At 64.4% G+C, this 19,500-nt stretch carries 20 protein-coding genes; 12 read left to right on the top strand and 8 right to left on the bottom strand.

The window, feature by feature from the left end; all coding sequences use genetic code 11:
* The first annotated feature begins 23 nt into the window (after nt 1-23).
* Nucleotides 24-1,250, top strand: a complete 1,227-nt coding sequence (locus tag ACNQVK_RS33050; protein WP_418032893.1) for an NADH:flavin oxidoreductase — start codon at nt 24-26, stop codon at nt 1,248-1,250.
* On the opposite strand, the gene ACNQVK_RS33045 is transcribed toward ACNQVK_RS33050, so the two are convergent.
* From ACNQVK_RS33045 to ACNQVK_RS33020, 6 genes are all read right to left on the bottom strand, one after another.
* Nucleotides 1,227-2,150 carry an alpha/beta hydrolase gene (locus ACNQVK_RS33045; protein ID WP_418032891.1) on the bottom strand — a complete coding sequence of 308 codons (924 nt, stop codon included), beginning with the start codon at nt 2,148-2,150 and terminating at the stop codon, nt 1,227-1,229. The two genes, ACNQVK_RS33050 and ACNQVK_RS33045, sit on opposite strands and share 24 nt — an antisense overlap.
* The gene (locus tag ACNQVK_RS33040) at nt 2,147-2,986 is read right to left on the bottom strand and encodes an IclR family transcriptional regulator (protein ID WP_418032889.1); all 840 of its coding nucleotides are present in this window, start codon (nt 2,984-2,986) and stop codon (nt 2,147-2,149) included. Before ACNQVK_RS33040 ends, ACNQVK_RS33045 begins: the two co-directional genes overlap by 4 nt.
* 191 nt (nt 2,987-3,177) lie before the next feature.
* Entirely contained in the window at nt 3,178-4,644 is a 1,467-nt protein-coding gene (locus tag ACNQVK_RS33035; protein WP_418032887.1) for an FAD-dependent oxidoreductase, read from the bottom strand.
* Entirely contained in the window at nt 4,641-5,549 is a 909-nt protein-coding gene (gene bphC, locus ACNQVK_RS33030; protein WP_418032885.1) for a biphenyl-2,3-diol 1,2-dioxygenase, read from the bottom strand. The genes ACNQVK_RS33035 and bphC overlap by 4 nt, the downstream gene beginning before the upstream one ends.
* A 13-nt stretch (nt 5,550-5,562) precedes the next feature.
* Complete coding sequence (locus ACNQVK_RS33025) at nt 5,563-6,744, bottom strand: acyl-CoA dehydrogenase family protein (RefSeq protein WP_418032884.1); 1,182 nt, start codon at nt 6,742-6,744, stop codon at nt 5,563-5,565.
* Between the two features lie 100 nt (nt 6,745-6,844).
* On the bottom strand, nt 6,845-7,936 hold the full coding sequence (locus tag ACNQVK_RS33020; protein WP_418032882.1) for a 2Fe-2S iron-sulfur cluster-binding protein: 1,092 nt from the start codon (nt 7,934-7,936) through the stop codon (nt 6,845-6,847).
* Nucleotides 7,937-8,082: 146 nt separating this feature from the next.
* Here ACNQVK_RS33020 and ACNQVK_RS33015 point away from each other — a divergent pair, with 146 nt between their 5' ends.
* The 8 genes from ACNQVK_RS33015 to ACNQVK_RS32980 are packed head-to-tail and all read left to right on the top strand — an operon-like array spanning nt 8,083 to nt 15,087.
* The gene (locus tag ACNQVK_RS33015) at nt 8,083-9,681 is read left to right on the top strand and encodes a flavin-containing monooxygenase (protein WP_418034479.1); all 1,599 of its coding nucleotides are present in this window, start codon (nt 8,083-8,085) and stop codon (nt 9,679-9,681) included.
* On the top strand, nt 9,681-10,484 hold the full coding sequence (locus tag ACNQVK_RS33010; RefSeq protein WP_418032880.1) for a mycofactocin-coupled SDR family oxidoreductase: 804 nt from the start codon (nt 9,681-9,683) through the stop codon (nt 10,482-10,484). Before ACNQVK_RS33015 ends, ACNQVK_RS33010 begins: the two co-directional genes overlap by 1 nt.
* The gene (locus tag ACNQVK_RS33005; protein WP_418032879.1) at nt 10,481-11,314 is read left to right on the top strand and encodes a mycofactocin-coupled SDR family oxidoreductase; all 834 of its coding nucleotides are present in this window, start codon (nt 10,481-10,483) and stop codon (nt 11,312-11,314) included. Before ACNQVK_RS33010 ends, ACNQVK_RS33005 begins: the two co-directional genes overlap by 4 nt.
* 8 nt (nt 11,315-11,322) lie before the next feature.
* Nucleotides 11,323-12,117 carry an SDR family NAD(P)-dependent oxidoreductase gene (locus ACNQVK_RS33000; RefSeq protein ID WP_409551186.1) on the top strand — a complete coding sequence of 265 codons (795 nt, stop codon included), beginning with the start codon at nt 11,323-11,325 and terminating at the stop codon, nt 12,115-12,117.
* A 2-nt stretch (nt 12,118-12,119) separates the two neighbouring features.
* Nucleotides 12,120-12,968 (top strand): TIGR03619 family F420-dependent LLM class oxidoreductase, encoded by an 849-nt coding sequence (locus tag ACNQVK_RS32995; protein ID WP_418032877.1) that lies wholly within the window; start codon nt 12,120-12,122, stop codon nt 12,966-12,968.
* The gene (locus tag ACNQVK_RS32990) at nt 12,965-13,459 is read left to right on the top strand and encodes a nuclear transport factor 2 family protein (protein ID WP_409551188.1); all 495 of its coding nucleotides are present in this window, start codon (nt 12,965-12,967) and stop codon (nt 13,457-13,459) included. Before ACNQVK_RS32995 ends, ACNQVK_RS32990 begins: the two co-directional genes overlap by 4 nt.
* Before the next feature lie 9 nt (nt 13,460-13,468).
* Complete coding sequence (locus ACNQVK_RS32985; RefSeq protein ID WP_418032875.1) at nt 13,469-14,242, top strand: hypothetical protein; 774 nt, start codon at nt 13,469-13,471, stop codon at nt 14,240-14,242.
* A 2-nt stretch (nt 14,243-14,244) separates the two neighbouring features.
* Nucleotides 14,245-15,087: an SDR family oxidoreductase gene (locus tag ACNQVK_RS32980; protein ID WP_409551391.1), complete on the top strand. Its 843-nt coding sequence runs from the start codon at nt 14,245-14,247 to the stop codon at nt 15,085-15,087.
* Between the two features lie 7 nt (nt 15,088-15,094).
* On the opposite strand, the gene ACNQVK_RS32975 is transcribed toward ACNQVK_RS32980, so the two are convergent.
* Nucleotides 15,095-15,946: an IclR family transcriptional regulator gene (locus ACNQVK_RS32975; protein ID WP_418032873.1), complete on the bottom strand. Its 852-nt coding sequence runs from the start codon at nt 15,944-15,946 to the stop codon at nt 15,095-15,097.
* A 172-nt stretch (nt 15,947-16,118) separates the two neighbouring features.
* Here ACNQVK_RS32975 and ACNQVK_RS32970 point away from each other — a divergent pair, with 172 nt between their 5' ends.
* Nucleotides 16,119-16,739, top strand: a complete 621-nt coding sequence (locus tag ACNQVK_RS32970) for a TetR/AcrR family transcriptional regulator (RefSeq protein ID WP_418032871.1) — start codon at nt 16,119-16,121, stop codon at nt 16,737-16,739.
* Nucleotides 16,740-16,755: 16 nt separating this feature from the next.
* Here ACNQVK_RS32970 and ACNQVK_RS32965 read toward each other — a convergent pair whose 3' ends face one another.
* Entirely contained in the window at nt 16,756-17,580 is an 825-nt protein-coding gene (locus tag ACNQVK_RS32965; RefSeq protein ID WP_418034477.1) for an alpha/beta fold hydrolase, read from the bottom strand.
* A 297-nt stretch (nt 17,581-17,877) separates the two neighbouring features.
* Between ACNQVK_RS32965 and ACNQVK_RS32960 the strand changes: the two genes are divergently transcribed.
* Both ACNQVK_RS32960 and ACNQVK_RS32955 read left to right on the top strand, forming a co-directional pair.
* Complete coding sequence (locus ACNQVK_RS32960) at nt 17,878-18,648, top strand: MlaE family ABC transporter permease (protein ID WP_029110801.1); 771 nt, start codon at nt 17,878-17,880, stop codon at nt 18,646-18,648.
* On the top strand, nt 18,645-19,496 hold the full coding sequence (locus ACNQVK_RS32955; protein ID WP_205868346.1) for an MlaE family ABC transporter permease: 852 nt from the start codon (nt 18,645-18,647) through the stop codon (nt 19,494-19,496). Before ACNQVK_RS32960 ends, ACNQVK_RS32955 begins: the two co-directional genes overlap by 4 nt.
* Nucleotides 19,497-19,500 lie beyond the last annotated feature (4 nt).

Here is a 19,500-nt window from a genome sequence, read left to right as displayed (position 1 = left end):
GGCGTCGGCGCGATGGTGTGGCGATGACCGATCCGTTCAAACCGGCCCAGCTGGGGCCGGTGACGCTGCGCAACCGAGTGATCAAGGCCGCTACGTCAGAAGGCCGCTCGCCTGACGGGCTGGTCACCGACGACCTCATCGACTTCCATCGCAGCTTTGCCGAGGGCGGCGTCGGTATGACCACGGTCGCCTATTGCTGCGTGTCGCCGCAGGGGGCGAGCGCGCCCGGCCAGATCGTCATGGACAGTAAGGCGCTACCCGGCCTTCGCCGGCTCACGGATGCGGTACACGATGCGGGAGCTGCAATTTCGGCACAGCTCGGGCATGCCGGGGTGGTGGCGCAGAAGAGGCTGACCGGTGTCACTGCCGTGGCGCCGAGCAGGTTCGTCAACCCAACTTCATTCGCTTACTGCCGCGAGATCACCCGTGCCGAAATCGAAATGGTGATCGAGCAGTTCGGTGATGCGGCGCAGGTGGCGGTCGACTCTGGATTCGACGCCGTCGAGCTGCATTTCGGCCACCTCTACTTGCCGAGCTCTTTTCTGAGTCCGTTGATCAACCGCCGCAAGGACGAGTACGGCGGTGACATCGACAACCGATCGCGGTTCGTGCGGCAGATCGCGACGCGGGTGCGCGAAGTGGTCGGTGATCAGATCGCGGTGATCGCCAAACTGGACATGGATGACGGTCTCCCGGGCAGCATCTGGATCGATGAGGCATTGCGGACCGCCCAACTCCTCGACTCCGACGCCACATTGGATGCCATCGAGCTCACCCAGGGTTCGTCGGTCTACAAGCCGATGTACCTGTTCCGCGGGGACGTGCCGGTCAAGGAGTTCGCGAAGGTGATGCCGCCGGCGTTGCGGCCGGCCGTCAGGCTGGTGGGCAAGCAGACGATGGGTGTCTATCCGTATCGACACCTTTACATGCTGGAGGCCGCCCGGCAGTTCGTACCGATCATGCGCAACACCAAACTGATTCTGCTGGGCGGCATCAACGATCGTGAGCACCTCGAGACGGGCATGCGGGAGGGATTCGATTTCTTCGCCATAGGTCGGGCATTGCTGCGTGAGCCGGACCGGGTCAACTCGATGATCGCCGAGCCCGCCTCACGCAGCCGCTGCACGCACAACAACAAATGTATGGTGACGGTGTTCAGCCGCACTCACTGCGTACTCGACCCCGGCCAACGCTACGGAAGCGCTGACAAGGCCCCGAGCACCCTGTCACCGGCTGAGCAGATCACCTAGCGCTCGGCTGGCCTGTCGCCTCGCCCGGTGGGCGATGTCGAGCATCGGCATCGTCATAAATCCGTGGATGCCACCGTCGAAGGCACACCGGGTCATTTCCACCCCCGCTGTCTCCAGCGCATCGGCGTAGGCGATGCCCTCGTCGCGCAGCGGATCATGTCCGGCGAGAACCACGACCGCAGGCGGTAATCCGCTGAGGTCGCCTTCCAGTGGCGAAGCGTAGGGCCGCTGTCGATCGGCGACCCTGGGAACGTACTGATCCCAGTACCACTGCAACGCCGGCCGCGGATTGTAGAAGCCACTGCCGAACAGCCGGTAGGACTCGGTGTCGAAATCCGCGGCGATCACCGGGTACAGGAGGAGCTGCCCGGCCAGTAGTGGCCCGCCGCGGTCCCGCGCCATCAGCGTGGTCACCGCGGCGAGGTTGCCGCCTGCACTGTCGCCGCCTACGGCCACCCGTGCCGGGTCGGCTCCGAAATCAGCGGCGTGCTCGATCGCCCAGCGGGTGGCGGCGTAGAAGTCTTCGGCAGCCGTGGGCCAGCGATGCTCCGGAGCCAATCGGTAGTCCACCGAAACCACAATGGCAGGAATTAGATTCGCCAAGTTGCGACACAATCCGTCGTGGCTGTCGAGATCGCAGAAGACAAACCCGCCACCGTGGGCATACACCAGCATGGGCAGCGGTCCGGGCGCATCGGGGCGGTAGACCCTGATGTCGATGCGCCCGTTGTCGACTGCCACCTGGTAGTCGTCGACGTGTGCGACGAACTCGGGCTGGGGGTTGGCGACGAACCGGCTACGGATCGTTTCACGGGCCTGTGCGCCGGTCATCGTGTGTACCGGCGGAAAGCCCGAATCCAGTGTCTCGATCAGACCCGCGATCTGTGGATCGAGGGTCATGCCGGAAGCAGGGTGGCAGAGGTCCGCGGCCCGAGATGGCTGCCGACGCGCAACGGCCGGAGGGGTTGCAAGGTCGGGATCACTCGTTGTGGCCCATCTTCGCAATTGCGCCAGATGCCCATTGCCGTCATGCGAACGGGAGCGGCCAGGCGCTGGTCGAACGTCATCCGGTTCATGGGGCCGCATACCGACACCGCGGCGACCGCTGCTCCGGCCGGCCCGATCGGCGCGGCCACACAACCAAACCCGACCAGCGATTCCTCGCGCTCGAATGCGACTCCGTGGGCGCGGACCTTGGCGAGTTCGGCGGAAAGCTGCCGTTCGTTGGAGATCGAGAATCGCGTGCTGCCGGCGGTCAAGTCGATCTCTACCGGTGGGTTGTCGGCCATGATGGCCTTACCGACCGCCGTACAGTGCGCGGGCTGTCGTCCTCCGATCCGAGTGGGGATGGCCGCCACCATCTGGCCGCCGATCTTCTCCAGGTACACCACATCGGAACCGTCCAATATCGCGAGATGGACCACCAGCCCGGTTGCCCGGTGCAGATCACGCAGCAAGGGGATGGCTGCTCGATGGATGCGGTCCTGGTGCAGTGCCAGCGAACCCAGCTCCACCAACCGCATGCCCAACTCGTAGTCGCGGCCGTCGCGGCGCAGCCATCGCAGGTGCACGAGCCGCTCCAGGATGCGGTGCGCCGACGACCGGGGCAACCCGGTGCGGCGGACGATCTCTGCCAACGTCAGCCGACCTGGTCCATTGAAGACATCGAGGACCAGGGAAACCCGGTCGATGACAGCGTTGGGCGTCTCGCCCACCTTCTCGACAGCCATTGTCATGAGGGACCTCCCGCTAGGCGTCATATGCCTGAAACGCATATGACTATTAGTCATATGACTGTTTGTAGCACACAGGTGTGGGTGCTGTCACATGACTGAGTAAAAGCGAGCGGCGCCATACCAAAGACCCCGCCGCGAAACGCGGCGGGGTAAAGGTGACGTGAACCTGCTGATAGTGCTGTGAACAGCGGCTATGCCCTGGCGGCCGAGCGTCCGGCACGACGACCGTAAAAGCTTCCGTCACCCAGTGACACGCCACTGGCATAGCCCCACGCCGCCAGGCCGGCGGTGCAGCGTCCGGCCGCGAACAGACCTGGGATGGGGTCGCCGCTGACGTGGAGTACCTCGGCGTCGAGCGTGGTGTGCAGACCGCCGAGGGTGAAGCCGCCGGTGCTCTCACGGAGGTCGATCGCTCCCACCGGGGATTTGATCGGCTTGAGCCACTGCGCTTTCTTGTGCAGCAGTGGGTCCTCGCCACGCGACGCGCAGTCGTTGTAAGCATCGACGGTGGCTTGCAATGAGTTCGGCGGCAGCCCGATTTCCGCCTCCAGATCGGCGACGGTGTCGGCCACCCACGTCGGCGGCCGCAGCATCAGCTGTGGCGTCAAAGAGGCCATCGCCTCTTCCTGGGCATCGCCGTCGATGATCAGGTAGGCGGTGTTGTTCTGGTGGTACAGCGTCAACTGGCCGGCCCGGCCGGGATAGGTGTCCTCGGCTACATAACGCTGACCACGCTCGTTCACCAGGATCCCGCGCACCAACTGTTGAGGGTCGATGAACAGGGCGACCTCGGTGGCATCCATGTGGGCCAGGTCTGCACCGAGCGCCTGTGACATCCGGATGGCCTGCCCGTCGTGCTGCTCGATCGAGGCGGCCGGGCGTCCGGCGATGCGCGGGGCGTACTGGGCGACCATGGCGTCGTTATAGGCGAAGCTGCCGGTGGCCAGGACCACTCCCCGCCGTGCCCGGATGTCCATCATGGAGCCGTAGCGCCGGGTCCGGATGCCGACAACCCGACCGTCGGACTCGACGATCAAGGACTGCACGCGCACGTCATACAGCGCCCGTGCCCCCGCCGCAGTGGCCGTGTCGACCAGCCCCTTCATCAGCATGTGTCCCGCGCTGGACTCGCCCTGCTTCTTGTTCTGCATCTGGGGAACATGGCCGCGCGGAGCCGGAGCAGCAATTGTGTTGAACGGGTATGAGTTCTCTCCACCGCTGTACATGAGGCCCTGGTCGCCCATCGGCTCCCAACCGGGCTCACCGAAGAACTCGGCCTTGAACGGCACCCCGCAGCCTACGAGCCAGTCGAAGTGCGCGACGCTTCCTTCGCAGTAGTCGGCGATACGCGCCGCGTCAGCGCCCGGGCCCATGGCGACGTTGAGGAACGCCGCCATGTTGTCGACCGAATCTTCGAAGCCGCAAGCCTTTTGGATGTCGGTACCACCGCCGAGGTAGATGAAGCCGCCTGCCATCGACGCCGCCCCGCCCCATGACCCGGTGCGTTCCAGAACCAATACGTCGGCCCCGGTGCGCACCGCCTCCACCGCTGCGGCTGCGCCGGCGACCCCGTAACCGGCGATCACCACGTCCGCCTCGTCGGCCCACTCGGTGACTGTGGCAGCGGGGATCGGGCGAAAGTCTTCAGTGTTCGTCACGGGCGCATTGCTTTCGGCAGATCGCTGACCCACTGGTGGCCCCAGTAGCTGTCGGCGGTGATTTCCTCGGCGGTGTAATAGGTTTCGTCGACCCGCATACCCTCGGTGCCGAACTCGATGTCCCAGTCGCCGGGGGCGCGCACATAGAACGACACCATCTTGTCGTTGGTGTGGCGGCCCAAGGTGGAAGAAAGCTGGAAGCCCTCTGCGTTGACGCGATCCAGTGCCTGGCCGACCGCATCGAGGGTGTCGACCTCGACCATGAGGTGGATCAGCCCGGGGTCACGCAGATTCTGCGCGGGGCAGATCGCGAGGCTGTGATGACGCTGGTTGACCCCCATGAACCGCACCCGGACCGGCCCGAATTCCGGCGGCACCGGGACCCGGAAAGCGCCGCGCGATTTGAATCCCAATACCTCGGTGTAGAACTGGAAGAGTCCGTTGACATCAAGTGCCGGCAGCACCACGTGTCCCAGGCCCTGCTCGCCGGTGAGGAACTTGGCACCGTGGGGAGTGATGACGGGGGAGTGGTCGAGGACCGCGCCGTGGAACACCTCCAGTGCGGTGCCTGCCGGATCCTCGAAGGCGATAACCTCCTCGACCCGGCGCGCGTCGGCCTCCTCCAGGGACAGCTGCTTGAACGGCACACCGGCGGTATCGAGCGCGCTCTTGACCTGTTCGAGGTCCGCGTGGTCGCGCACCTCCCAGCCGACGGTCATGATCTTGTCGGACTCCCCGGGCACCACGATGATGCGGGCGGCACGCTCGTCCATCCGCAGATACAACGCGGACTCGTCGGGTCCGCTGCCCTTCGCAAAGCCGAGCACATTGAAGGCGAAGTGTCGCCAGCGCTCGATGTCGGAGGCGGCAACCGTGACGTAGCCCAAACTCTTGATCAGTCCCATGTGAGGTGTCCTCTCAGATCATTGCCCGCAGCGGGCCCTGTGGGTCCACACCCAGCGAACTCAGAGCAGAAGCGTGATAGACGGTTCCCGGAACGTGGATGGCGTGAGCCTGGCCGACGTGCACATCGCGCCAATAGCGTTGCAGTGGCTTGTCCATACGTGCTGCGTTGCCGCCACAGCGCGCGAAGATCTCGTCGACCGCTGACACCGCGCGCCACACTGCTCGCACCTGCGTGCGCCGTCCCGCGGCCCGGTCTTCGAAGGACACTTCCTTGCCCGAGTCGACGAGGTCGTAGATCCGGTCGGCATTGGCCAACAGCTCCTGGCGGGCTGCGTTGATGTCCGCGGCGGCCTCACCGATCGCATACATGACGTAGGGGTCGTCCTTGATCGCCACACCGCTCGAGTTGACCCGCTCGCGTTGGTAATCGAGCGCGGCCGCCAGCGCACCCTCGGCGATACCGATGGTCGCCGAGCTGATGCCGAGCGGGAACATTGTCGACCACGGCATCAGGTACAGGGTCTCGGTCATCCCGGCCTCGCGTTGGGCCGTGCCGTCCATGACCTTCATCGCGTCCATCGTCCGGTAGGACGGCACGAACGCATCCTTGACGATGACGTCCTTGGAGCCGGTACCGCGCAACCCCACCACGTTCCACGAGTCGTCCACGATCTCGTAGTCCTTGCGCGGCAGGATCATGTGCAGCATCTGCGGTGGCATCAGCGGTTTGCCCTCGGCATCGCCGATCATCGCGCCCAGGAAGATCCAGTCACAGTGATCGGTGCCTGAGCTGAACTGCCACCGGCCGTTGAAGATGTAGCCTCCGTCGACCGGCTTGGCCACGCCCTGCGGCGCGTATGGAGAGGCGACCCAGGTGTCGACATCGTCGGCCCAAATCTCAGCGGCGACCTTGGGGTCGGCGTAGGCCAGCTGGTACGGGTGCACGCCCACCACCCCGTTGATCCATCCGGCTGAGGGGTCGAGCGCCGCGGTGGCCATCACGGTCTCGGCGAACTCGCGCGGATGTACCTCCAAGCCACCGTGAGCCTTCGGCTGCAACAGGCGGATGTTGCCCGCCGACTTCATCATCTTGACGGTCTCGTCGGTGAGCTTGCCGATCTTCTCGGCTTCGGCGCCCTGGTGGCGCAACTGGTCGGCGATGTCACGCACCCGGTCGATTACGCGCTCAGTCATTGTTCGGTCCTATCGTCGAGGGCTGTACTGATGGTGTACCGCTTTGATGCTGGTGGCGGGAGCCAATCCCGGTCAGTGGAAATGTGCCGAACCCACTGGCTCAGAATTCGATGTGGATATCGTCGGAGACCGGCCGCGCCTGGCAGCCGAGGATCACCCCGTCGGCGAGGTCTTCGGGCTCCAGGATGTCGCAGGCGGCCATGTCCACCTCGCCGCGTACCACTGTGGCCGCGCACGATCCGCACTGTCCCTCCTTGCAGGAATACGGCACATCAACGCCAGAACGAACGAGCACGTCGACCAGCGTCGCCTGGCGTGGCCACCTCAGCCGGTGGCTGGTGCCGTCCAGGTCGACCTGAAGGGCAGCGGCATCGTTCTCGTCGGAATCCGTTGTCACTGCGTTGTTGTGATCGTCGAACGGGTCACCGGAAAGCGACTGGAACACCTCGAGGTGGACCCGCTCTCGCGGGAGACCGGCCTCGGTGAGCGTCTCCTTGATGACCGCCATGAACGATGCGGGACCGCAGACGAATGCCTCGAAGCCCGCGGTTCCGGCGAATACGGTCTGGGTAAACCCGCTCAGCTGGGCACGCGTCGGCAAACCTTGAATCGACTCCAGCCAGTGCAGCACCGTCAACCGGCCCGCGTAGCGAGCGGCAAGTTCGCGCAGTTCGCCGGCGAAGATCACCGAGCGCTCGTCGCGGTTGGCGTAGCACAGGACCACCCGGCCGGTTCCGGCCGACAACACCGATTTCAGGATCGACATCACGGGCGTGATGCCACTTCCGGCTGCCCACAACAGGAAGTCGGCGTTGAGGCTTGCCGGGGTGAACAGCCCCGATGGGGGTAGCACTTCGATGGTGTCGCCGACTTTGACGTTGTCGCACAACCAATTCGAACCGTAACCGTCGATGGTGCGCTTGACGGTCACCTTGGGGGCGGGATCGGTGTGCGGCGAGCTCGCCAGCGAGTAGCACCGGGCCACCGACCCCGTCAGGTCGCTTGGCACCCGCAATGTCAAGAACTGTCCGGGCCGATAAGAAAATCGGTCGTGCTGGTCCTCGGGGATGGTGAAGACCAGCGAACGAGCGTCGGGGCTTTCATCGATGACTTCAGCAACCGTCACCAGCACGCTGCGTCGCGTCGAGATACTCGCACCGACTGCTTCGGTGTTGCATTCCACGTCGGTCATGAGCCGAGATTCTCGCTGACGGGTCAGATTGGGTAACCCGCCGATTCCGGTGGCCGGGACGTCGGCTCTCGCCGTCCGGTGACCGGGAACTGTTGCGGTCGAGCGCCTGATCCGCGCCTACCGTACGCCGGGTGAGCAGTGGATCGATGAGCGTCGTGGATGTTGTTGTGGTGGGCGCCGGCTTCGGCGGCCTGTACGCGTTGCACAAGTTCCGGTCGCAGGGGCTGTCGGTGCGAGTCTTCGAGGCAGCGCCAGAAGTGGGTGGCACTTGGTACTTCAACCGCTACCCGGGTGCGCGTTGCGACGTCGAGAGCGTCGACTACTGCTTCTCGTTCTCCGACGATCTCCAGCAAGAGTGGACCTGGACCGAGAAGTACGCCACCCAGACCGAAATCCTGAAGTACATCAACTGGGTCGCCGACAAGCTCGACCTGCGTCGCGACATCACCTTCGAAACCAGGGTGAGTTCGGCAGTGCTCGACGAGCAGACACTGCGTTGGACCGTCACAACTGATACCGGTGAGGCAGTCGACACACGGTTCGTGGTGATGGCCACCGGCCCGCTGTCCGCCGCGATGACCCCCGACTTCCCGGGCTTGGACACCTTCGCCGGAGACGTCCACCACACAGCCCATTGGCCCCACGAGAGTGTGGATTTCACGGGCAAGCGCGTTGCCGTCATCGGCACCGGATCGTCGGGCATCCAGTCCATCCCGATCATCGCCGAACAGGCCGAACGGCTCTACGTGTTTCAGCGCACCCCCAATTACAGTGTGCCGGCCGGTAACCGCCCGCTCACTGCCGATGAGATCGCCGACATCAAGGCCAATTACGCCGAACGGCGCCGGATGTCGTGGCGCAGCGGCGGTGGCTCACCGCATGTGGCACACCCCAAGTTGACCCTCGAAGCCAGTCCAGAAGAACGTCACGATGCGTTCGAGCAGCGTTGGGAACTGGGCGGTGTGCTGTTCTCGAAGACCTTCACCGACCAGATGGTCTCCCTGGAGGCCAACGAAGAAGCCCGCAAGTTCTACGAGAGCAAAATCCGTGCAGTCATCGACGACCCCGACCTCGCTGAGGCGCTGATCCCCAACGACCATCCGATCGGTACCAAACGGATCTGCACCGACACCAACTACTTTCAGACGTTCAACCGGCCCAATGTCACGCTCGTGAGCGTCCGGAAGACGCCGATCGAATCGATCGACGAATCCGGTATCAACACCAGTGGCGATCACTACGCCATCGACGCGCTGGTCTTGGCGACCGGGTTCGACGCGATGACCGGCGCGCTGGCCAAGATCGACATCGTGGGCCGCGGCGGCAAGAAGTTGGTGGATGACTGGGCCGACGGCCCGCGCACCTACCTCGGACTCGGCACCGACGGCTTCCCCAACCTGTTCCTGGTATCCGGCCCCGGTGCGCCTGCCGTGCTGGCGAACATGGTGCTGCACGCCGAAGCGCACGTGAACTGGATCTCCGACGCCATCGACCATCTGGACCGTAACGGCAATGCCGCGATGGAAGCGACAGCCGACGCGGTGGACAGCTGGATGACCGAGTGCGCTCAGCGCGCCGAAGCGACACTGTTCACCAAAGCCAACTCGTGGTACATGGGTGCCAATGTGCCCGGCAAACCCCGGATGTTCATGTTGTTCATCGGCGGCTTCGGCGCCTACCTCGACATCTGCAACGACGCAGCGGCGGCGGGATACAAGGGGTTCGATCTGCTCAAGGCGCCATAGTGCCGGATCTGACTGACAAGGTCGTCTTGGTCACGGGCGCCGGTAGCGGCACCGGGCGCGTGCATTGCGAACGTTTTGCCGACACCGGGGCCGACGTCATCGCGCTCGACCGGTCTGAGGCCACCGACGATCTACTTGAGACGGCCGAACGGGTGGGGCAGCGTGGCAGGCGTTGTGTCGTCGGAACGGCCGACATCAGTGATCTCGCCGAAGTCATGTCGGCGGTTGACTCGGGTGTGACGAGGTTGGGCCGCGTTGACATCATCGTCGCCAATGCGGGTATCCACACGCCAAACAAGGCAGCCTGGATGATCAGTGCCCCGGAATGGCAACGCAATCTGGATGTCAACCTGACCGGCGTCTGGCACACAGTCAAAGCCGGCGTGCCTCACATCGGTCCCGAAGGTGGATGCGTGGTGATCATCAGCTCCACCAACGGTTTACGCGGCACGGCGGGCACCGCGCACTACACTGCCAGCAAGCATGCAGTGGTGGGGCTGGCCCGCACACTCGCCAACGAACTTGGACCACAACGTATCCGGGTGAACACCCTGCATCCTGGGGCGGTGGCGACGCCGATGGTGCGTAACCCCGCCACCTATAAACGGCTCCGGCCAGATCTGGACAACCCCACCGAAGCCGACGCAATCGAAGTGCTAACCGCCAGGAACCTGCTCCCGGTACCGTGGGTGGAACCTGTCGATGTAGCAAACGCCGCAGTCTTCCTGGCCTCCGACCAAGCCCGTTACATCACCGGTGCCCAACTTGTGGTCGACGCGGGCCTGACCCAGAAGACGACATGACCGGCCGGCTGACGAACAAGACCGCGCTGATCACCGGTGCAGCCCGCGGCATCGGCCGGGCACAGGCAGTGCGCTTCGCCGAGGAAGGCGCCTCGATCATCGCCGTCGACATGTGCGGGCCGATCGACACCGTCCAGGTGCCGCCCAGCACACCGGACGATCTTGCCGAAACCGCGCGTCTCGTTGAGCGTGCCGGCGGGCGAGTGGTCACCGAGATCGTCGACGTCCGCGACCCCGATGAACTGCGGGCTGCTGTCGATCGTGGTGCCTTGCATTTCAAAGGGCTCGACATCGTCTGTGCCACTGCGGGAATCACCTCGAGAGGTGCGGCCATCGAACTCTCTGAAGCGGCCTGGCGCACCATGATCGACATCAATTTGACCGGGGTGTGGAATACCTGCACGGCCACGGTGCCTCATCTGATCAGTCGTGGTGCGGGAGCGGTGATATTGGTCAGCTCGATCGCGGGTCTCCGGGGTCTGACCGGTGTGGCCCACTACACCGCCGCCAAACACGGCGTCGTCGGGCTGATGCGCAGCCTGGCCCACGATTTGGCGCCGCACGGCATCCGGGTCAACTGTGTCCACCCGACCAACGTCGATACGCCCCTGATCCAGAACGATGTCGTCCGTGGCGGGTTCCGGCCCGACCTCGACCGTCCGCCCACCCGCGACGAGTTCGCCGCGGCCGCAACCCGGATGAACCTGCTCGCCGTGCCCTGGGTGCAGTCCGTCGACGTCGCGAACGCAAGCCTGTTCCTGGCTTCCGACGAAGCCCGCTACATCACTGCGATCAGCCTTCCGGTCGATGCCGGAAGCACACAACGCTAGGAGAAACGATGACTGATCTAGCCAAATACGGACCCTGGGCTGTGATCGCCGGGGGGTCCGAGGGCGTGGGCGCCGAATTTGCCCGCCAACTGGCCACAGCCGGATTCAATCTGGTGCTCATCGCCCGCAAGCCCGGACCGTTGACCGACACCGCTGACCAGTGTCGTGAGCTGGGTGTCGAGGTGCGCGCCATGTCGGTGGATCTGCTAGATCCGCAGTCGGTTTCAAGGATCGCCGAGGACACCGCCGATCTCGACGTGGGCCTGCTGATTTACAACGCCGGCGCCAGTACCTGTAACGAGTTGTTCCTCGACACCGACCTGGCCGAGTTCCAGAAGGTCACCGACCTCAACGTGACCCGGATGCTTGAGATGGTGCAGCATTACGGGCGCTTGATGGCCGATCGTGGCCGCGGCGGCATCATGATCGTCGGCTCACTCTCCGGCTACATGGGCGCTTGGAGGCACTCCATCTATGCCGGGGCCAAGGCGTTCTCCCGGATGTTCGCCGAAAGTCTCTGGCTGGAGCTGCGCGAGCGCAACGTCGACGTCCTCGAACTGGTGCTGGGAGTGACACGCACTCCGGCGATGGAGCGAGTCGGATTGAACTTCGACGCACCCGGAATTCTGGTGAACGAACCGGCGGAGGTAGCCGCCGAGGGGCTGGCTCACTTGGCCGACGGTCCGGTGTGGGTGGCCGGTGGGAACGCGGACCGCGCCGAAGCCAACAGTGCTCCGGACCGAAGCCGCGTGGTGTTGGAGACACATCGGGCGATCGCGGCGCTCATCGCCGGGGCGCACTGACCGTGCGGCTGGGTCTGTCCACACCGGTGGTGGTGCAGGTACCCGGCATGGCATCGCCTTGGGAAGCCGAAGCCGGGATCGGCGATCTGGCCCGGATAGCCGCAGCGGCAGATGATCTCGGCTTCGACTACCTGACCTGCTCAGAACACGTGGCGGTGCCGTCGTCGGACGCGGCTGCGCGTGGTGCGGTGTACTGGGATCCGCTGGCGACGCTGGGATACCTGGCCGCGCACACCCAACGGATCCGGCTTGCCACGGCAGTACTCGTGCTGGGCTACCACCACCCGCTGGAGATCGCCAAACGCTACGGAACCCTGGACCGGGTCAGCGCCGGTCGTTTGGTGCTCGGCGTCGGAATCGGCTCCCTGGAAGAAGAATTCGACCTGATCGGAGCCCGCTGGAAGCAACGGGCCGCAAGGGCTGATGATGCGCTGCGTGCGCTGCGAGTGTCACTGTCCACCGCCTCACCGCGATACCACGGACCGTTCTACGCCTACGAGGGGATGACAGTTCTGCCGTGCGCCCAGCAGGATCGGGTGCCGATCTGGGTCGGTGGTCGTAGCGCCGGGTCGTTGCGCCGTGCGGTCGAGTTGGCCGACGGTTGGATGCCGTTCGGTCTCACGCCCAGCGAGGTGCGGAATCTGCTCTCTGACGTCGACTTGCCGGCAGGGTTCGAGGTGTTGCTAGCGACAGCAGTGAATCCCGGAGGCGATCCGGCGGGTACTCGGGCGTCCCTGGCGGCACTGCAGGATGCGGGAGCGACCGCAATCACCTGCGGGGTGCGTGCCGAGAATGCGCACCATTACTGCGATCAACTCGCCAGGCTGCGCGACATTCAGGAGGAACGATGAGCACCGAACAGCAGATACTCACCCGCCTGCAACGCCTCGAAGACGAGCTCGCCATCGCGAAACTTCTTGCCTCTTACGGTCCGTCGGTGGATGCCGGTAACGCCGACAACGCCGCCGCACTGTGGGCGACCAGTGGCACGTACGACGTCGAGGATTGGCTGATGACCGGCCGCAAGGGTGTGCACGACATGGTCAGCTCGACCGGGCATCAGGATCTGGTCGCCACGGGTTGCTGTCATTTTCTCGGACCATCGGTGGTCACGGTCAGCGGCGACTCCGCCGTCGCGGTGTGTGAATCACTGGTGCTGTTGCGTGATGGCGCATCCGACTACAGGGTGTGGCGAGCGACCGCCAACCATTTCGCGCTGGAACGTCTTGACGGGCAATGGCAGATCACGGCGCGCACCAGCCGGTTGCTCAACGGGAATCCGTACGCGCACACTCTGCTCAACCTCGGGTTGGCGGGATCGGCCGTCCCCGAACAGATCTGAGAGGATGTCATGTCCGCTGTCGAATGCCCGTTGGTGTTCTTTTCGTTCGTCGTACTCGACGGCGGAGGAGATGAGGAACACCGCCGCTACAACGAATGGCATCAACTGGATCATCGCCCGGAGAATCTTGCGCTACCCGGGATCGCGTGGGGAGACCGCTGGAGCCGCCCGGAGGCGTGCCGCGACGTGTCCACCGCCGAACCTGCACAGGCTGATACCGATTACGTCGCGATGTACTGGTTCCGTTCCCCGGTCGAACAATCGGTGCGCGAGTGGGAGCAGCTTGGTGCCGATTCGTTCCAGTGGGGCCGGGGGCCGATGATCCCCGGCGTCCGGCGCACGGTGCTCGCGTTCTTCCGACCCGTCAAGGGCTACGCGTCGGCATCGGCGCTGGTGTCGCCCGGCGTGATCCCCTACCGGCCCAACCGGGGGTTGTACCTGACGATGACACGGTTCGCCGAACCCTATGGCGCTGATGCTCACAAGCATCACCAATGGGAGGACCGGGTCGCGATTCCAGCTCTGCTCGAACTGGACGGAGTGGCCGGGGCGTGGACGTTCGCGCTGGACCGCCATCAGGCCAATGGGCTGGGTCTTCGCTCGGCGGAGGCCTCAGATCCACCAGGGGGTCTTCGCATCCGTCTGCTGTACCTCGATGACGATCCGGTCCGCGTCGCCGGGGCCGTTTCCGAGCGCCTGAGGCAGAACCCTTCAGGGACCAAGGCGGGAGAGTGCGTCATCGACACACCGCTGAACACGATCATCCCCTGGCAGGACTGGTGAACGTGGGTACCTATGCGGTGACAGGTTCGGCATCCGGGATGGGCCACGCCGCGGCACAGCGATTGCGGGCCGACGGACATCGCGTTATCGGCATCGATCTGCGCGACGCCGAGGTGATCGCGGACCTCTCTACTGCGCAGGGTCGTTCGCAAGCAGCTGCGGCAGTACTTGAGTTGGCAGACGGTCGGCTCGATGGCGCAGTCATGGCCGCCGGCGTCGGTCCGCTTCCGGACCGAGACGCCGTGCGGCTGATCCTGTCGGTCAATTACTTCGGTGTGGTCGATCTGCTGCAGAGCTGGCGGCCGGCGTTCGAGGCCTGTGGCAATGCAAAAGTGGTTGTCGTCGGAAGCAATTCGAGCAGCACGATGCCGATGGTGCCGGTGAGCGCGGTGCGGGCACTGTTGCGCGACGATCTCGACCGCGCGGTCAAGACCCTGCATCGGTACCGTCCGGTCGCGCCATCGCTCACCTACGGGGCATCCAAGATTGCGGTGTCACGATGGGTGCGACGCACTGCGGTGCTGGCGGATTGGGCAGGCGCGGGGATCCGACTCAATGCGATTGCTCCAGGAGCGATCCGAACGCCACTCCTGGAGAAGCAACTCGCCTCTCCGCGAGAGGCCAAGGCGGTGCAGTCGTTCCCTGTCCCAGTCGGCGGCTTCGGCAATCCTGATCACCTCGCAGAGTGGATGGTTTTCATGCTCTCTGACGCGGCTGAGTTCCTGTGCGGCAGCGTGATCTTCGTCGACGGTGGATCAGACGCCTATTTTCGGGCGGCTGACTGGCCTAGGCGAGTGCCCACATCCCGGCTTCCCCACTATGCCCTGAGATATTTGCGCCGCTAGGCGTTCGTCACCTACCTCCGGCGGCTGCCACGGTGGTCTCCCCGGTCCGATGGATCATGGCCGGCGTCACCATGCGGTGCGCCGCTCGTGTCAGATTGCCACCGCTACGCGAAACTTCCGCCAGGGCATGACAGATGGCCCATGACGCGCTGTGCACCGCGGCGGCGACAGGCTCGACGCGTGTCGACCTGGTGGGCCCGCACAGCGACAATGCGAACCGGTCGCTGCCCTCGTATACGCCGATGGGTGCGGCCACGACGGTGACTCCCAGCTCGCAGCCCTCAGCATCGACGGCGACCCCGCCGCGGGCGCGGACCGTGGTCAGGTTTCGATCCAACTCCGCTCGGTTGCGAATTCCGTACGGCGACGTCACCGCGTACCGCAGATCCGGCCAGGCCGACTCGTCCATCTGCGCCAGCAGCGCGCGGCCGGCGGCAGTCTGTTCCACAGGCTGCCTGGAACCCACCTGCCAGCAATTGCCGGAGTTGGGCCACTTACCGAAGCGTTCGATGTGCAGCACATGAGTATCTGCCAGGACGCTCAGATGTGCCGTCAGGCCGGTGCGCCGGTGTAGGTCCGCCATCACCGGCAGTGCTGCTTCGGGGACCCGACGCTGCCGTACTGCCTGGCTGCCGAGTTCGAACATCCGCAATCCGAGCGCATACTTGGCGCCCTGGCGTTCGACCCAGCCCAGCTGCACCAAGCCTTGCAGGATGCGATGAGCCGACGAGCGGGGCACGTTCGAATACCGGCTGATCTCCGCCAGCGAGAGTGCTTGTCGCGCGCCGAAGACGTCCAAAAGGGAAGCCACCCGATCGAGCATCGCTATGGGAGTTCCGTCGTCGTGCGACGTTGACACACCATCCTCCAGACCTGTCACACTATGTATATGTGGCACAAGATGACAGGTGTGAGTCTAGACACGTCGTGGCCGCGAAGTAAAGCAGGTCACGTCTCAATGGGTGACCGACACATTCAACCCAGGGTCACGTCGCTGGCCTTGAACAGCTCCTTGCAGCGACAATCATCGAATGCCCAAGATTAAAGGGCCGACGCTCACCGAGCGTCGTGCAGAAGAATTGCGGCTCAGCATCGCGGACACCGCGCGCAGGATATTCATCGCCGACGGCGATGCCACGGCGACGGTCGAACGCATCTGTGCCGAAGTGGGCATCGCGACGCGTACGTTCTACCGCCATTTCCCGGTCAAGGAAGACGTACTCGGACCGTTGTTCCGGCGCAGCGAAGACCGCATGCGCGGCCTGTTGGCCCGCGCTGCAGCGGATTCCGATCCCGTGGAAGTGCTCGTTGACATGTTCACGGTCGAGGTCCGGCCCGAGGAGTCAGTAGAGGTCGCCCGGAAGCTCATGTGTTTCGTTGCCGAGACCCCGCAGTACCGCTTGCGCTGGATGAAATGGGGCGAGAGTCTCACCGACGCCATCACCGAGTTTCTGGCGGGGCACTTCGAATTGGGTGACGACGCTTTCACCCGCTCACTGCCGAGCAGGCTTATTGTCCATGTCAGTAGCAACGCCTACATCTGGTGGACCGACTCGAAGGAACCGCATGAGCTCGACGAGTTGTTGGTTGCACACCGGTCCGGAATCGGCATGGTGCTGGCCGGCCTCAAGAGGTTGGAAGCGAAATCCTAGGTCTTGGCGGCCTGGGCTAGTCCGATCGATGTAGGAACGCGCCGACCACCGACTCGAAGGCGGCTTTCGCCTCGATCATCGCCCAATGCCCACAGTTGGGGAACACATGAAGCTCGGCATTGGGGATGGTGCGCATCGGAATCAGCGCCATATCCAATGGACTGACGCGATCGTCGCGACCCCATGTCAAAAGTGTTGGAGCAGTTACCTTGTGCATCCGTGCCCACGGCATGGGCAGATCCGATGCAACCAATGATGCCATCATCGCCGCGAACGCGGCCTTTCCGTACATCCGGCGTGCGGCGGCCAAAGTCTCGGGGTCGGTTGCCAGCGTCCAGCGCTCATCGATGAGATCCTCGGTGACAAGCGACTGGTCGTAGACCATGGAGCGCAACCAGTCGACAAGGCGCTGCCGGGTCGGATCCTCGGTGAATTCCTGGAGCAGGCGAATGCCCTCGGACGGGCCGGGGGAGAAGATGCTGGTACCGATCCCGCCGATCGTCACCAGGCGTCCGACCCGTTCGGGTGCGTTGATCGCCGTGTTTATCCCGACACCGCCGCCCATCGAGTTGCCGACGATGTCGGCCTGTTCGACGCCGAGGGCATCCAGAAACGGGATCACCGCGCCCTGCGCGGTGATCATGGGGTGCCCGCCCCAGTCTTCTGAGACGCCGAAACCGGGGAACTCCAAGACCACGCACCTGAAGTGTTCGGCGAACCTCGGTAGCACTCCGCGGAAGTTGCGCCACCCGGTGACTCCGGGGCCCGATCCGTGCAAGAACAGCACGGTCGGTCCGTTGCCGACGTCGTAGTACCGCAAAATCCCTGCACTGGTGCTGATCTCACGAAGCGCATCCGCCGTACCGGCATGACTGCTGACCGAAACAGAATTCGACACAGAGTTTCTTTCGTCGTGCTGACCCATTGCGCCCACCCTCACACGCTCGCTCCGCAGCGGCAATGCAGTGTTCCGCTGACCGGGTGACCACCGGAATTTGACGCGCAGGGAGTCAAATTCCCGGTGGGTGGGACACGTGGTGGCGCGACCGATGGCGAACTGTGATTGTTCCCGGTCGAGGCGTGTGGTCCGGGTCATAACAACCCCCGGGTGTGATTCAGGCAAAGAACGGAGAACCGGATGCTGCAGCGACAACTCGCCGGCCCACTCGAGGGGGTGGGTGGGTTGTTCGCCATGTCGGTGGATGCCGCCAGATTTGTGGTGCGCAGGCCATTCCAATGGCGTGAGTTCCTTGACCAATCCTGGTTCGTGGCACGGGTTTCCATGGCGCCGACCCTTCTGGTGGCGATCCCGTTCACCGTTCTGGTGTCGTTCACCTTGAACATCCTCCTTCGCGAACTGGGCGCGGCAGATCTCTCCGGGGCGGGCGCGGCATTCGGCGCCGTCACCCAGGTGGGGCCCATGGTGACGGTGCTGATCGTCGCCGGCGCCGGGGCGACCGCGATGTGTGCCGACCTGGGGTCGCGCACCGTCCGTGAAGAGATCGACGCCATGGAGGTCCTCGGCATCAATCCGATCCAGCGTCTGGTCACCCCGCGGATGTTGGCCTCGGGTCTGGTGGCGCTACTGCTCAACAGCGTCGTCGTGATCATCGGAATCCTTGGCGGATACCTGTTCTCGGTGTTCGTGCAAGACGTCAATCCCGGCGCGTTCGCAGCGGGCATCACCCTGCTCACCGGTATTCCGGAGGTCGTCATCTCCTGCGTCAAGGCGGCGTTGTTCGGCCTGATCGCCGGCCTGGTCGCCTGCTACCGCGGGCTGACCGTCTCGGGTGGAGGTGCCAAAGCGGTGGGCAACGCTGTCAACGAGACAGTCGTCTACGCCTTCATGGCATTGTTCGTGGTCAACGTGGTGGTCACCGCCATCGGCATCCAAATGACGACGCGATGACGGCAGTACTCCAGTCGGCTTACCCGCGCCTGTCCCGGGCCGTGCGGCGGCCCGGTGCCGTGCTGAGCGGCATCGGTGACCATGTCCTGTTCTACGGCCGGGCCCTGGCGGGCATGCCCTTTGCAGCAGCGCACTACCGCAAGGAAGTCGTCCGGCTGATCGCCGAAATCAGCATGGGCGCAGGAACATTGGCGATGATCGGTGGAACCGTCGTGATCGTCGGGTTTCTGACGCTGGCCACCGGCGGGGTCCTGGCCATCCAGGGCTACAGCTCGCTGGGCAACATCGGCATCGAGGCACTCACCGGATTCCTGGCGGCCTTCATCAATGTACGGATTTCGGCGCCCATCGTCGCCGGTATCGGCCTGGCCGCCACGTTCGGTGCCGGGGTGACCGCACAGCTCGGCGCGATGCGGATCAACGAAGAGGTCGACGCCCTGGAGGCTATGGCCATCCGCCCGGTCGAATACCTGGTATCCACTCGGATCGTGGCCGGGATGATCGCCATCACGCCGCTGTACTCGATCGCGGTGATCCTGTCGTTCCTGGCCAGCCAGTTCACCACCGTGGTGCTGCTCGGGCAGTCGGGCGGCCTGTACGGCCACTACTTCAGCACGTTCCTCAACCCGATCGACCTGCTCTGGTCGTTCCTGCAGGCACTGCTGATGGCGTTGGCGATCCTGTTGGTGCACACCTACTACGGCTTCTTCGCAACCGGCGGACCGGCCGGCGTGGGCGTGGCGGTCGGGAACGCGGTGCGGACGTCACTGATCGTCGTCGTCTCGATCACGTTGCTGATCTCCCTGGCCGTCTATGGCTCCAACGGCAACTTCAACCTCTCCGGCTAGAGAA

The organism is Mycobacterium sp. 134, assembly GCF_048282715.1.
In the GTDB taxonomy this organism is placed as follows: Bacteria; Actinomycetota; Actinomycetes; order Mycobacteriales; family Mycobacteriaceae; genus Mycobacterium; species Mycobacterium septicum.
The sequence above is the reverse complement of the archived record's forward strand: the minus strand, read 5'-3'. Positions and strand labels throughout refer to the sequence as shown.

What these genes read in the sequence shown, in the direction of transcription:
- ACNQVK_RS33005 (WP_418032879.1), top strand. Translation starts at nt 10,481, where the DNA reads ATGACCGGCCGGCTGACGAACAAGACCGCGCTGATCACCGGTGCAGCC.
- ACNQVK_RS33015 (WP_418034479.1), top strand. Translation starts at nt 8,083, where the DNA reads ATGAGCGTCGTGGATGTTGTTGTGGTGGGCGCCGGCTTCGGCGGCCTG.
- ACNQVK_RS32960 (WP_029110801.1), top strand. Translation starts at nt 17,878, where the DNA reads ATGCTGCAGCGACAACTCGCCGGCCCACTCGAGGGGGTGGGTGGGTTG.
- ACNQVK_RS33025 (WP_418032884.1), bottom strand. Translation starts at nt 6,744, where the DNA reads ATGACTGAGCGCGTAATCGACCGGGTGCGTGACATCGCCGACCAGTTG.
- ACNQVK_RS33045 (WP_418032891.1), bottom strand. Translation starts at nt 2,150, where the DNA reads ATGACCCTCGATCCACAGATCGCGGGTCTGATCGAGACACTGGATTCG.
- ACNQVK_RS33050 (WP_418032893.1), top strand. Translation starts at nt 24, where the DNA reads ATGACCGATCCGTTCAAACCGGCCCAGCTGGGGCCGGTGACGCTGCGC.
- ACNQVK_RS32985 (WP_418032875.1), top strand. Translation starts at nt 13,469, where the DNA reads ATGTCCGCTGTCGAATGCCCGTTGGTGTTCTTTTCGTTCGTCGTACTC.
- ACNQVK_RS32990 (WP_409551188.1), top strand. Translation starts at nt 12,965, where the DNA reads ATGAGCACCGAACAGCAGATACTCACCCGCCTGCAACGCCTCGAAGAC.
- ACNQVK_RS33020 (WP_418032882.1), bottom strand. Translation starts at nt 7,936, where the DNA reads ATGACCGACGTGGAATGCAACACCGAAGCAGTCGGTGCGAGTATCTCG.
- bphC (WP_418032885.1), bottom strand. Translation starts at nt 5,549, where the DNA reads ATGGGACTGATCAAGAGTTTGGGCTACGTCACGGTTGCCGCCTCCGAC.
- ACNQVK_RS33000 (WP_409551186.1), top strand. Translation starts at nt 11,323, where the DNA reads ATGACTGATCTAGCCAAATACGGACCCTGGGCTGTGATCGCCGGGGGG.
- ACNQVK_RS33040 (WP_418032889.1), bottom strand. Translation starts at nt 2,986, where the DNA reads ATGACAATGGCTGTCGAGAAGGTGGGCGAGACGCCCAACGCTGTCATC.
- ACNQVK_RS32970 (WP_418032871.1), top strand. Translation starts at nt 16,119, where the DNA reads ATGCCCAAGATTAAAGGGCCGACGCTCACCGAGCGTCGTGCAGAAGAA.
- ACNQVK_RS32955 (WP_205868346.1), top strand. Translation starts at nt 18,645, where the DNA reads ATGACGGCAGTACTCCAGTCGGCTTACCCGCGCCTGTCCCGGGCCGTG.